We start from the raw sequence: 12,228 nt of genomic DNA on the forward strand, positions 1-12,228 counted from the left end.
CGGCATTCCGAACCCGGGCGAGATCAGATACGTCGAAGGGTTATGCGGACGATGACGGCGACACTGGCGACCGGATCCCTGTTCTTCGCTCTGGCGTGCGGCAACGCTCCGGGCGCCGGCACCACGAGCACCTCTCCCGACGACCCGGTGACCGCGGACGTGAGCTCGACGAGCGTCACGAGCCCTGGTGCCCCGGTCGTGGCCCCCTCACCCACCAGGCCGAAGGGCCACACGGTCGACCCGCGCAAGGTGCGGTGGGAGAAGGCGCGGCCCTCGCGCGACGGGCGCAGGCTCACCATCACCTGGTGGTCGGGGGTCGAGCCCTGCAACGTCCTGGACCGGGTGAAGGTGCGGGAGACCTCCAGGCGCGTGACCGTGACCCTGTACGAGGGGCAGGCGCCCAATGCGCGGAACGTCGCGTGCATCGAGATCGCCGTGCTGAAGTCGACGACGGTCAAGCTCAAGAAGCCGCTCGGCCACCGGAAGATCGTCGACGGCGCCAAGAGCTGAGCGATCGAGCCCCGAAGTCCTGATCGACGGTACCGAGCGCGGGATCACGCGCGGACCGAAGTCCCCGGCGCCGTAGGGCGAACGGGTTTTCTTGGTACCCCACCACGCGGAATAGGCCTGCGGCGCGTAGGGTTGAGCCGGTTAGACTCAACTCGCTTGACAAACCGACGAGCGAGGATCAGCATTGAGTCATACAGACTCAACTTTGACTACAAGGACGTACTCATGGCACGTGCGGTAGGTATCGACCTTGGGACGACCAACTCCGTCGTCTCGATCCTCGAGGGCGGTGAGCCCACGGTCATCGCCAACGCGCAGGGCTCGCGGACCACCCCGTCCGTGGTCGCCTTCGCGAAGAACGGCGAGGTCCTCGTCGGCGAGGTGGCCAAGCGCCAGGCCGTCACCAACGTCGACCGGACCATCCGCTCAGTGAAGCGGGAGATGGGCTCCAACTGGACCGTCGAGATCGACGGCAAGAAGTTCTCTCCCCAGCAGATCAGCGCCTTCGTCCTGCAGAAGCTCAAGACGGACGCGGAAGCCTACCTCGGCGAGAAGATCACCGACGCGGTGATCACCGTCCCGGCGTACTTCAACGACTCCCAGCGGCAGGCCACCAAGGAGGCCGGCACGATCGCGGGCCTCAACGTCCTGCGCATCATCAACGAGCCCACCTCCGCCGCTCTGGCGTACGGGCTCGACAAGGACAAGGACCAGACCATCCTGGTCTTCGACCTCGGCGGCGGCACCTTCGACGTGTCCCTGCTCGACGTCGGCCAGGAGGACGGGCACGGGTTCGTCGAGGTCAAGGCCACCAGCGGTGACAACCACCTGGGCGGCGACGACTGGGACCAGCGCGTCGTCGACGAGCTGGTGACCCGCTTCAAGAACGCCCACGGCGTCGACCTGTCCAAGGACAAGATGGCGCTCCAGCGCCTGCGCGAGGCCGCGGAGAAGGCGAAGATCGAGCTGTCGGCGCAGACCGAGACCTCGGTCAACCTGCCCTACATCACCGCCTCCGCCGAGGGCCCCCTCCACCTGGAGGAGAAGCTCACCCGGTCGGAGTTCCAGCGCATCACCGCCGACCTGCTCGAGCGCTGCAAGGGCCCGTTCCACCAGGTCATCAAGGACGCCGGCATCAAGGTCGCCGACATCGCCCACGTGGTGCTCGTCGGCGGGTCCACCCGCATGCCGGCCGTCAGCGAGCTGGTGAAGGAGCTGACCGGCGGCAAGGAGCCCAACAAGGGCGTCAACCCCGACGAGGTCGTCGCCATCGGCGCCGCGCTCCAGGCCGGCGTGCTCAAGGGTGAGGTCAAGGACGTCCTGCTCCTCGACGTCACGCCGCTGAGCCTGGGCATCGAGACCAAGGGCGGCATCTTCACCAAGATCATCGAGCGGAACACGACGATCCCGACCAAGCGGTCGGAGGTCTTCACCACCGCCGAGGACAACCAGCCGTCGGTGCAGATCCAGGTCTTCCAGGGCGAGCGCGAGATCGCGGCCTACAACAAGAAGCTGGCCACCTTCGAGCTGACCGGCATCGCCCCGGCGCCGCGCGGCATCCCGCAGATCGAGGTCACCTTCGACATCGACGCGAACGGCATCGTCAACGTCGGCGCCAAGGACCTCGGCACCGGCAAGGAGCAGTCGATGACCATCACCGGCGGCTCCGCGCTGCCGAAGGACGACATCGAGCGCATGATGCGCGAGGCCGAGTCCTACGCCGAGGAGGACAAGCAGCGCCGCGAGGACGCCGAGACGCGCAACAACGCCGACGCTCTGGCCTACCAGACCGAGAAGTTCCTCCATGAGAACGAGGAGAAGGTCCCGGCCGACGTCAAGACCGAGGTCGAGGGCGCGCTGAGCGAGCTGAAGAAGACCCTGGAGGGCACCGACTCGGCCGCCATCCGCGCCGCCGCCGAGAAGCTCGCCACCGTCAGCCAGAAGATGGGCTCGGCGATCTACGCCCAGTCCCAGGCCGCCGGCGCCGAAGGCGGCGACGGCGCCACCGGCGCTCCCGGTGCCGGAGCCAAGGCCGACGAGGACGTCGTCGAGGCCGAGATCGTCGACGAGGAGCCGAAGCGGGAGGGCGGTGCCGCGTGACGTCCCCGAATTCTGGGAGCGAGCACGAAGGCCTGGTGATCCGCGACAACCGGCGCATCGACCCCGAGACCGGCGAGGTGCGCGAGGGGGCGGGGAAGGCGGCCGGCGTGTCGCCCCCCGCCTCCCCGGGCGAGGCGGCGAGGCCCGACGACGGCGTGGCCGCGCAGCTCGCCGAGCGCACGGCCGACCTCCAGCGGCTCCAGGCCGAGTACTCCAACTACCGCAAGCGCGTCGAGCGTGACCGGGTGCTGGTCAGGGAGCAGGCGGTCGCCAACGTGCTGACCGAGCTCCTGCCGATGCTGGACGACATCGGAAGGGCCCGCGACCACGGCGAGCTCACCGGCGGGTTCGCCAAGGTCAGCGAGGCGCTCGAGAGCGCGGTCGGCAAGCTCGGCCTCACGACCTACGGCACCAAGGGCGACCCGTTCGACCCGACGGTGCACGAGGCGCTGATGCACAGCTACTCGGCCGACGTCACCGAGCCCACCTGCGTGGAGATCCTCCAGCCGGGCTACCAGATCGGCGACCGGATCCTGCGCCCGGCGCGGGTCGCCGTCGCCGAGCCGGAGGAGCCGTCGCCGGCCTCGGAGGGCTCCACCTCCGCGGCGGGCGAGACGGGCGAGGCGGCGGCCGAGCCCGAGGACAATTGAGCGACTACCCCTTTGTCCCACGAAGGAAGCGATAGATGAGCACCAAGGACTACCTGGAGAAGGACTATTACGCGGTCCTTGGTGTGTCGAAGACCGCCACCGCCGAAGAGATCAAGAAGGCGTACCGGAGACTGGCCAGGAAGTACCACCCGGACGCCAACCAGGGCAACACGGAGACCGAGGCCAAGTTCAAGCAGGTCTCGGAGGCCTACGACGTCCTGTCGGACACCAAGCGCCGCAAGGAGTACGACGAGGCGCGCGCGCTGTTCGGATCCGGTCTCGGCGGATACGCGGGGGGCGGCGCCCCCCGCGGTGGCGGCGGCGGATTCCCGTTCGAGTTCGGCGACCTCTTCGGAGGCACCGCGCAGGGCGGCGGCACGGGCGAGCGCATCGGCGATCTGTTCGGCGGCCTGTTCAACCGTGGCGGGCGCACCTCCACCACCACGTCCCGTCCCCGCCGGGGCCAGGACATCGAGTCCGAGGTCACCCTGTCGTTCATGGAGGCCGTGGACGGCACGACGGTGGCCCTCCGTCTGACCAGCTCCTCGGCGTGTACGGCCTGCAGCGGCACCGGAGCCAAGGCGGGCACGACCCCGCGGGTCTGCCCCACCTGTGAGGGCACCGGCGCGGCGAGCCGCAACCTTGGCAACTTCGCCTTCTCCGAGCCGTGCCGCGACTGCAAGGGCCGTGGGCTGCTCGTCGACGACCCCTGCCCGGTGTGCGAGGGCAGCGGGCGCGGCAAGAGCACTCGCACCATCCAGGCGCGCATCCCCGCCGGGGTGGCCGACGGCCAGCGCATCCGGCTCAAGGGCAAGGGCGCGCCCGGCGAGAACGGCGGCCCGGCCGGCGACCTGTATGTCCAGATTCACGTGAAACCGCATGCCATCTTCGGCCGTTCCGGCGACAACCTGACCATCACGGTGCCCGTGACGTTCGCGGAGGCGGCTCTGGGCGCCGAGATCAAGGTGCCGATCCTCCAGGGCATGCCGGTGACCCTGCGGATCCCCGAGGGCACCCCGAACGGCCGCACGTTCCGCGTGCGCGGCCGGGGTGTCACCCGCAAGGACGGCACCAAGGGTGATCTGCTGGTCACCGTTGAGGTCGTGGTGCCCCAGCACCTCGCCGACAAGGAAAGGACCGCGCTGGAGGAGTACAGGGCGGTCTCCGAGGACGCGGACCCCCGCGCCGAACTGCTCAGACAGGCGAGAAGCGAGTAGCCCCGGAAGGAGGCGACGCCGATGGACGCCAACTACTTCGACCTGTCCGACGACACCCCGGTGTACGTCATCTCGGTGGCCGCTCAGCTTTCCGGGCTCCACCCGCAGACGCTCCGGCAGTACGACCGTCTCGGCCTGGTCAGCCCGGGCCGTACGGCCGGCCGGGGCCGCCTGTACTCGACCCGCGACATCGTGATGCTCCGCGAGGTGCAGCGGCTCTCCCAGGAGGAGGGCATCAACCTCGCGGGCATCAAGCGAATCCTCGCCCTGGAGACCGAGAACCTCCGCATGCGCGAGGAGATCAACCGTCTCAGGAGCGAGATGGCGATGATCCGAGCGCTGATCCAGTACCAGCTGCCTCCTGCCTGAGCGGGGGCGCGCATCCACCGCCGCGGCCCGCGGCGAGCATCCCGCCGGGTCCCGTGGCCAGAAGAACACGCCGCGCCCCGGGCGCCGACCGCGCCGGGGGCCGGGGCGCACATATAGCGGAGCGACGCGGCACCGCCGGCCTGGCGAGCGTCTGGCGATCCGCCATGCGAGAAAGGCAAGGTAGGCATGGACTACAAGCTCACGCGAAAGAGCCAGGACGCCCTGTCGGCCGCCATCCGGCGTGCCGCGGCCGAAGGCCACCCGGAGGTCGCCCCGGCCCACCTGTTCACCAGCCTGCTCTCCCAGACGGACGGCACGGCCGTCCACCTGCTGGAGGCGGTCGGAGCCGACTGGAAGCGGCTGCGCGCCGAGGCCGAGCAGCAGCTCGAACAGCTGCCGAAGGCGCAGGGCGCGACGGTCAGCGCGCCGTCGTCCTCCCGCCAGCTGCTGGTCGTCATGAACACGGCGGCGGCCCGCGCCAAGCAGCTGGAGGACGAGTACGTCTCCACCGAGCACCTGCTGGTGGGCCTGGCGGCCGACGGCGGCCGCGTCGCGGAGCTGCTCAAGTCGCAGGGCGCCACCCCGAACGCCCTGCTGGAGGCGTTCGAGAAGGTCCGCGGCCACGCCCGGGTCACCAGCGAGAGCCCCGAGGACACCTACCGCGCCCTGGAGAAGTACGGCGTCGACCTCACCGAGCTGGCCCGCGCCGGCAAGCTCGACCCGGTGATCGGCCGTGACAACGAGATCCGCCGCGTGGTGCAGGTGCTCAGCCGCCGTACCAAGAACAACCCGGTGCTGATCGGCGAGCCCGGCGTCGGCAAGACCGCCGTGGTGGACGGGCTGGCGCAGCGCATCGTGGCCGGCGACGTCCCCGAGAGCCTGCGCGGCAAGCGCCTGGTCTCGCTCGACCTTGGCGCGATGGTGGCGGGAGCCAAGTTCCGCGGCGAGTTCGAGGAGCGGCTGAAGGCCGTGCTCACCGAGATCAAGGAGAGCGACGGCCAGGTCGTCACGTTCATCGACGAGCTGCACACGATGGTCGGCGCGGGCGCGGCCGAGGGCGCGATGGACGCCGGGAACATGCTCAAGCCCATGCTGGCCAGGGGCGAGCTGCGCATGATCGGCGCGACCACCCTTGACGAGTACCGCGAGCGCATCGAGAAGGACCCGGCGCTGGAGCGGCGGTTCCAGCAGATCTTCGTGGGCGAGCCCTCGGTCGAGGACACCATCGCGATCCTGCGCGGCCTCAAGGGCCGCTACGAGGCCCACCACAAGGTGCAGATCTCCGACAGCGCCCTGGTCGCCGCGGCCACTCTCTCCGACCGGTACATCACCGCGCGGTTCCTGCCCGACAAGGCGATCGACCTGGTCGACGAGGCCGCCAGCCGGCTCCGTATGGAGATCGACTCGCGCCCGGTGGAGATCGACGAGCTGCAGCGGGCCGTCGACCGCCTCAAGATGGAGGAGCTGGCCCTCGCCAAGGAGACCGACGAGGCGAGCATCCAGCGTCTGGACAAGCTGCACAAGGAGCTGGGCGACCGCCAGGAGGAGCTGGACGCCCTGGTCGTGCGCTGGCAGAAGGAGAAGGCCGGGCTCAACCGGGTCGGCGAGCTGAAGAAGCAGCTCGACGAGGCCCGCTCGGCGGCCGAGCGCGCCCAGCGCGACGGCGACTTCGAGGCGGCGTCCCGGCTGATGTACGGCGACGTGCCGCGCCTTGAGAAGGAGGTCGAGGAGGCCAGCGCCCAGGCGCAGCCCGAGGACCCGATGGTCAAGGAGGAGGTCGGCGCCGACGACATCGCCCAGGTGATCTCCTCGTGGACCGGCATCCCCGCCGGGCGCCTGCTCGAGGGCGAGACCGCCAAGCTGCTGCGCATGGAGGACGAGCTCGGGCGCAGGCTCGTCGGGCAGCGCGAGGCCGTGCAGGCGGTGTCGGACGCGGTGCGGCGGGCCCGCGCCGGAGTGGCCGATCCCGACCGGCCGACCGGCTCGTTCCTGTTCCTCGGCCCGACGGGGGTCGGCAAGACCGAGCTGGCCAAGGCGCTCGCGGAGTTCCTCTTCGACGACGAGCGCGCCATGACCCGCATCGACATGAGCGAGTACGGCGAGAAGCACAGCGTCGCCCGCCTGGTCGGCGCTCCTCCCGGTTACGTCGGCTACGAGGAGGGCGGGCAGCTCACCGAGGCGGTGCGGCGCCGGCCGTACACCGTGGTGCTGCTGGACGAGATCGAGAAGGCCCACCCCGAGGTCTTCGACATCCTGCTCCAGGTGCTCGACGACGGCCGCCTCACCGACGGGCAGGGCCGCACGGTCGACTTCCGCAACACGATCCTGATCCTGACCTCCAATATCGGCTCGCAGTACCTGGTGGACCCGGCGCTGGACGGCACCGCCAAGCGGGACAAGGTCATGCAGGCGGTCCGGAGCTCGTTCAAGCCGGAGTTCCTGAACCGGCTCGACGATGTGATCCTGTTCGACGCGCTCGGCTCCGAGGAGCTGTCGCAGATCGTGGACCTGCAGGTCGCGAGGCTGGCACAGCGCCTGTCCGACCGGATGCTGACGCTGACCGTGACGCCGGCGGCGCGCGACTGGCTGGCGCTGACCGGGTACGACCCGCTGTACGGCGCCCGGCCGCTGCGCCGGCTCGTCCAGTCGGCGATCGGCGACAAGCTGGCCAAGAGCCTGCTGGGGGGCGAGATCCACGACGGCGACGAGGTCGTCGTCGATCTGGACGCCGCCGGAGACACCCTGACCGTCGAGGCGGGCCGGTAAGGACTTCGCCAGCTTTGGGTCAACGACCCGCTGCGGGGGACGGCTCCCTGGCTACCTTCAGTGCTCGTCCAAGCACGAAAGGTAGTCAGGGAGTCTTCATGCGTAGTTCACTCAATATCCGGGGGATCCTCGCGGTGGCCGTCGTCGCGGCGGGCGCGAGCTGGCTGGGGGCGGGAAGCGCCTCCGCCGCGGTGCCCTGCGGGGAGGGCCCCCTGACCGCGCTCCAGGCGCCCGGCACTGCGCCCGAGGCCTGTGACGGGCTGGGCGGCCTCACCGTGCCGCACGTGGCGAACCGCGGCGCCGGCAACGGCAGGGGCGACCTGCTCATCGGCTTCGAGCACATCGGGCGCTCCTCGGGGCTGCTCTCCGGCACCGCCGCCGTGATCGGCCTGACCGACCTTCCGGCCATCGTGCGCAGCACGGGCCTTCCGCACCTGCTGAAGGGCGAGCTCCTCTACCGGGTCGCCCGCGGGCACTCCGTCCCGGGTGTCCTGCAGTACGAGGGGCGTCCCGCGCAGCGGCGCGCCATCGGCTCCTCCGATGTACCCGACGCCCCTGCCACATCCGGCACCGCCGTCTCGGGCGACCCGGGCGCGCCGGCGGTGGGGGCGGGCACGGGCCTTCCGGTCCTGCCCGTCGTGCCGCCGGCCGTCGGCGCCCCCGTTCAGGATCCCGGCACGGACGCCGCGGGCGCCGAGCTGGCGAAGCTGCCCTCGGTCGACACGGCCCTCACCGGTCTCCACGTCCGCTGAGCAGACCGCTCACCGGCCGGACGGCCCACTGAAAGGCCGGCGGCCTCGACGCCGGCCGAGGACACCGTCCGCCCGTGAGGGCGGCCACCGGCACCGCGCGGGTCGTGACGCTTGGGGGTCACGGCCCGCGCGGTCTTTCACGTCGGCCGGCGCACCCCTCGGGTCAGCAGGAGACGTCGAGGAGCGCGTCGAGATCGTCCTCCGGGAGGCCGAGGTCGACGCGGATGCGGTAGCGCGTGCGCAGCAGCGCGTCGCGGATGCCGCCGCCGCCCTCCCCCGCGCGGATGCCTTCGGTCGCCCATTCGTGGGCCGCGCCGAGATCGCCGTACGCCAGCAGGGTCTCGGCGACGTGCAGCGCCGTGCTGGGGTCCACCCCCCCGTCGGCCTTGATGCAGTCGACGAGCTCTCGGGCCTCGGCGGGACGGTCGAGTTCGAAGAGGGTGTCGGCGATGCCGGCCCGCGGGTCGACGCTCACCTCGCCGCCGTCGTCCAGCGCCCGCTGGAAGCATTCGAGGGCTCGCGCCGGCTGCCCGGCCTGCCGCCACTCCTCCGCGGCGAGCACGAGGATCGCGGCACGGGACACCTCTCCGGACGCGTAACCGCGTGCCAGATCGTCGAGCCTCCCCGCGAGAGCCCCGTGATCGTCATTGAGGAGTACCTGTTCGAGTAGTCGATCAAGCTGCTCACGTGTCACATGTGCCACAAGACGAGGTTACCGAGCACCGCTCGACCGTGTGCGGACAACGGCAGGCATTACTTCGGTCCTAATTTGCACATGTTTGACTACACTCCGTGTGTCTCCCGAGACGAGAGGGCATATTCGCATCGCCTGGAAGGTCACCCACGTCCTTCGAAGGAGCTGCGATGGACATGTCCTGGCAGACCACCTTCACCCTCGTCTGCGCGGCAGTGCTCGCCGCCGTCGTCCCCGGGACGCTCGGCTACGCCACCGCCCGGCTCGAGACGGCCGACCAGCAACGCCTGGAACTGATCCGATTGCGCGCGGAGGTCCAGGCGGCTCGCAAGACGGTGCGGCGGGTCTCCACCCAGTGCGAGGCCGAGGGGGGTGGCACCGGCTCAGGCACCTCCTCGTCCGGCTCCTCAGGCTCGTCCGGCGACCGTTCCGTTCCCGCCTCGCCCGACATGATGGTGCGGCCACTGCCTCCCCAGGCCGGGTCGGAGCCATCTGAGATCGGCGGCACGCTTCCTGAGCAGGAGCCGGCTCTCGAGATCCCGCCCGCGGAGGAGTAACCCCCTCCCAAAGCCCGCCCGCCGGGGAGTGGCCGCGCCCGCGAGCCGTCAGGCCGTCGACCCATCGGCGTCAGGCGGTCGACCCGTCGGCCTCCGGCCCCTCCGGCCCCTCCGGCCCCTCCGGGGAGCCGGCGAGCCCGGGACGGGCGCCTTCGCGCGACCGGAGCAGGTCGGCCCCCTGGGACCGCAGCTGGCTGGAGAGGTACTCGCGGATCAGCCGCTTGGCCTCGTCGACCAGCGGCGGCCAGCCCATGGGGTCGCGCCGGAAGGCCAGCGCGAGCACCGCGCCCCCGGCCTCGACGGCGACGGTGAGGCTGAGGTCGAGCTCCTCGCTGTCGGCCATGCCGAACTCCTCCAGCAGGAGGCCGCGGAGCCGACCGGCGATCACCGTGTTGTTCTCCGACACCGAGTCGAGCAGGTTGAGGTCGACCGCGTCGCCGAATCGCAGCGACCGGAACCCTGGAACGGTCCTGTGCATGTCGACGTACTCGTCGATGATGGCGTCGACCGCGTGCCACCAGCCGGAGTAGTCCTCGGTCATGAACCGCCTGCCGACCCGGGCGATGAACAGCTCCACATTGCGCTGGGTCAGCGCCTGGGTGATCGCCCTCTTGTCGGGGAAGAACTGGTAGACCGAGCCGATGGCGACATCGGCCCGTTCCGCGATGCGGGTGGTCGACAGCGCCTCGTAGCCGATTTCGTCGAGCAGTTCGGCGCAGGCGTCGAGCATGCGCTCGACGCGGCGGGCACTGCGGCGTTGCGACGGTTTGCGGCGCAGCGGTATCTGGTCGTCGTCGGGGTAATGGTCAGTGGGCAGGCCGGGCACACGATTCATCTTGCCCTTTTCTTTGCCCGGCGGTCACTCCTTCCCGGCCAGACGTTCCATATCGGAATTTGTAAAACGGGCGATTCCCCGCAGCAATCCCGGCGAGATGCGCGACAGCGCGTACCCGATCTTGCCTTCGGCGTTCACCGGGACGACGGCGGTCTTGTGGTGGACGGCGCGCAGGATGTGGGCGGCGACGCGCTCCGGCGGGTATCCGCGCCGCCGCAGCGCCCGCTCGCTGAGCGCCCGGTCTCCCCCTCGGTAGGTCGCGTTGCTCGCGATCGCCGTGGAGACGAACCCGGGGCAGATCGCGCTCACGCCGATGCCCTCCCCTGCGAGCTCGGCCCGCAGGCAGTCGCTGAGCATCTTCACCGCCGCCTTGGACGTCGAGTAGGCCGGTAGCAGCCGGGACGGGGCGAAGGCGGCGAGCGAGGCGATGTTGACGATGTGCCCGCCCTCGCCGCGCTCGACCATCTGCCGGCCGAACAGCCTGCACCCGTGGATGACGCCCCACAGGTTGACGTCGATGGTGCGCTGCCAGTCGGCCACCTCGTGGTCGAGGAAGGGCCCGGTGACGGCGATGCCCGCGTTGTTGACCACGATGTCCGGGGTGCCGTGCTCATCCCGTACGGCCGAGGCGAACCGCTCCATCTCCTCCGCGTCGGAGACGTCGACCCGGCGGGCGTGCGCGGTACGGCCGTGCCCGGCGATCTCCTCGGCGGTGCGGCGGGCGGCGTCGAGGTCGATGTCCGCGCAGATCACCTCGGCGCCGTGGGCGGCGAAGGCCCGGGCGGTGGCGCGGCCGATGCCGCTTCCCGCGCCGGTCACCACCACCAGGTGCTCCGCGTACGCCTTGCCCCCGGCCGGCCCGCCGTCCTGCGGCTCCCCGGCCACCCGCGCGCGCCGGAGCTCGCGGGAGGGGGCGGCGCCGTCCCCGATGTGGCGGGCGAACTCGCCGATCATGCGGGCGACCGTGCCGGGACGCCCGCGCTGCGCCCAGTGGCCGGCGGGGATCGTCCGGTGCCACATGCGCGGCGCCCACCGGTGCAGGGACGCGAGCAGGTGCGCGGAGACGAACACGTCCTTCGTGGCCTCGATGAGCTGCACCGGCACCTGGACGTACGGCTCATGCGCGACGTCGCGCGCGGTGAACATGTTGGCCCGGTAGAGGTTGACGCCGTTGACCCCGTCCTGGGACAGCGTGCCGGCCGGGTGTCCGTCCCGCGGCTCGATGCCCTCCGACAGGCGCATGGCGCGGGCGAGCATGCGCGGCATCACCGTGCGCCAGGCCAGCTCCGGCAGCGCCGGCGCCTGGAACGCGGCCATGTACCAGGAGCGCAGCGCCTGCCCGGCGACCTCTCGCCTGCCGGCGTTCCTGACGAAGTGGACCCACTGGTCGAGGCCGGGGCCGCCGAGGGAGGTGAAGGAGGCGAACCTCCCGGGGTGCCGCCGCACGGCCTCCCAGCCGACGATGGAGCCCCAGTCATGCCCGGCGAGGTGCACCTGGTCCGCGCCGATGGCGTCCAGCACGGCCAGGAGGTCGTCCACCAGGCGGTCCAGAGCGTAGGCCTGGACGCCGCGCGGGGCCGACGAGAGCCCCGCCCCCCTCGTGTCGTACCGGATCACGCGGAAGCCGGGCTCCAGCAGGCCGGCGACCTCGTCCCAGACGCGGTGGGTGTCGGGGTATCCGTGGAGCAGCACCAGCGCGGGCTTCGCCGCGTCGCCCTGCTCGTACAGCGCCAGCCGTGCCTCGCCCGCGTCGATGAACCGCATACGCCCACTCCATA

Annotated in this window: 10 protein-coding genes and 1 pseudogene; 8 read left to right on the forward strand and 3 right to left on the reverse strand. The window is 70.9% G+C overall.

The genetic code is table 11. The annotated features are described in order from the left end of the window. Positions 1-51 precede the first annotated feature (51 nt). The 7 genes and pseudogenes from MYF83_RS21310 to MYF83_RS21340 all read left to right on the forward strand — a co-directional run bounded on the left by MYF83_RS21310 (position 52) and on the right by MYF83_RS21340 (position 8,364). Positions 52-510: a hypothetical protein gene (locus MYF83_RS21310; RefSeq protein WP_248962285.1), complete on the forward strand. Its 459-nt coding sequence runs from the start codon at positions 52-54 to the stop codon at positions 508-510. Positions 511-735: 225 nt separating this feature from the next. Next, entirely contained in the window at positions 736-2,610 is a 1,875-nt protein-coding gene (dnaK, locus tag MYF83_RS21315; protein WP_248962287.1) for a molecular chaperone DnaK, read from the forward strand. Then, on the forward strand, positions 2,607-3,260 hold the full coding sequence (gene grpE, locus MYF83_RS21320; RefSeq protein WP_248962289.1) for a nucleotide exchange factor GrpE: 654 nt from the start codon (positions 2,607-2,609) through the stop codon (positions 3,258-3,260). The genes dnaK and grpE overlap by 4 nt, the downstream gene beginning before the upstream one ends. Before the next feature lie 35 nt (positions 3,261-3,295). Further along, a complete protein-coding gene (dnaJ, locus tag MYF83_RS21325) occupies positions 3,296-4,477 on the forward strand; it encodes a molecular chaperone DnaJ (protein WP_248962290.1) in 1,182 nt (393 codons plus the stop codon). Between the two features lie 21 nt (positions 4,478-4,498). Further along, positions 4,499-4,751 (forward strand): annotated as a pseudogene (locus MYF83_RS21330) (heat shock protein transcriptional repressor HspR); the annotation flags it as partial. A 281-nt stretch (positions 4,752-5,032) separates the two neighbouring features. Beyond that, complete coding sequence (gene clpB, locus MYF83_RS21335; protein WP_248962295.1) at positions 5,033-7,612, forward strand: ATP-dependent chaperone ClpB; 2,580 nt, start codon at positions 5,033-5,035, stop codon at positions 7,610-7,612. A gap of 98 nt (positions 7,613-7,710) precedes the next feature. After that, positions 7,711-8,364 carry a hypothetical protein gene (locus MYF83_RS21340; protein WP_248962296.1) on the forward strand — a complete coding sequence of 218 codons (654 nt, stop codon included), beginning with the start codon at positions 7,711-7,713 and terminating at the stop codon, positions 8,362-8,364. Between the two features lie 163 nt (positions 8,365-8,527). Here MYF83_RS21340 and MYF83_RS21345 read toward each other — a convergent pair whose 3' ends face one another. Further along, complete coding sequence (locus MYF83_RS21345) at positions 8,528-9,058, reverse strand: tetratricopeptide repeat protein (protein WP_248962297.1); 531 nt, start codon at positions 9,056-9,058, stop codon at positions 8,528-8,530. Between the two features lie 170 nt (positions 9,059-9,228). Here MYF83_RS21345 and MYF83_RS21350 point away from each other — a divergent pair, with 170 nt between their 5' ends. Then, on the forward strand, positions 9,229-9,615 hold the full coding sequence (locus MYF83_RS21350; RefSeq protein WP_248962298.1) for a hypothetical protein: 387 nt from the start codon (positions 9,229-9,231) through the stop codon (positions 9,613-9,615). Positions 9,616-9,685: 70 nt separating this feature from the next. Here the strand turns inward: MYF83_RS21350 and MYF83_RS21355 are convergent, their stop codons facing one another. Together MYF83_RS21355 and MYF83_RS21360 are read right to left on the reverse strand one after the other, a co-directional pair. Beyond that, complete coding sequence (locus MYF83_RS21355) at positions 9,686-10,450, reverse strand: TetR/AcrR family transcriptional regulator (protein ID WP_248962300.1); 765 nt, start codon at positions 10,448-10,450, stop codon at positions 9,686-9,688. 24 nt (positions 10,451-10,474) lie between these two features. Next, on the reverse strand, positions 10,475-12,214 hold the full coding sequence (locus MYF83_RS21360; RefSeq protein WP_248962304.1) for an SDR family oxidoreductase: 1,740 nt from the start codon (positions 12,212-12,214) through the stop codon (positions 10,475-10,477). Positions 12,215-12,228: the final 14 nt, after the last annotated feature.

Origin of the sequence: Sphaerisporangium perillae (genome assembly GCF_023276435.1) — a bacterium.
Classification (GTDB): Bacteria; Actinomycetota; Actinomycetes; order Streptosporangiales; family Streptosporangiaceae; genus Sphaerisporangium; species Sphaerisporangium perillae.

What these genes read in the sequence shown, in the direction of transcription:
- clpB (WP_248962295.1), top strand. Translation starts at nt 5,033, where the DNA reads ATGGACTACAAGCTCACGCGAAAGAGCCAGGACGCCCTGTCGGCCGCC.
- MYF83_RS21360 (WP_248962304.1), bottom strand. Translation starts at nt 12,214, where the DNA reads ATGCGGTTCATCGACGCGGGCGAGGCACGGCTGGCGCTGTACGAGCAG.
- dnaK (WP_248962287.1), top strand. Translation starts at nt 736, where the DNA reads ATGGCACGTGCGGTAGGTATCGACCTTGGGACGACCAACTCCGTCGTC.
- dnaJ (WP_248962290.1), top strand. Translation starts at nt 3,296, where the DNA reads ATGAGCACCAAGGACTACCTGGAGAAGGACTATTACGCGGTCCTTGGT.
- MYF83_RS21340 (WP_248962296.1), top strand. Translation starts at nt 7,711, where the DNA reads ATGCGTAGTTCACTCAATATCCGGGGGATCCTCGCGGTGGCCGTCGTC.
- MYF83_RS21310 (WP_248962285.1), top strand. Translation starts at nt 52, where the DNA reads ATGACGGCGACACTGGCGACCGGATCCCTGTTCTTCGCTCTGGCGTGC.
- MYF83_RS21350 (WP_248962298.1), top strand. Translation starts at nt 9,229, where the DNA reads ATGGACATGTCCTGGCAGACCACCTTCACCCTCGTCTGCGCGGCAGTG.
- MYF83_RS21355 (WP_248962300.1), bottom strand. Translation starts at nt 10,450, where the DNA reads ATGAATCGTGTGCCCGGCCTGCCCACTGACCATTACCCCGACGACGAC.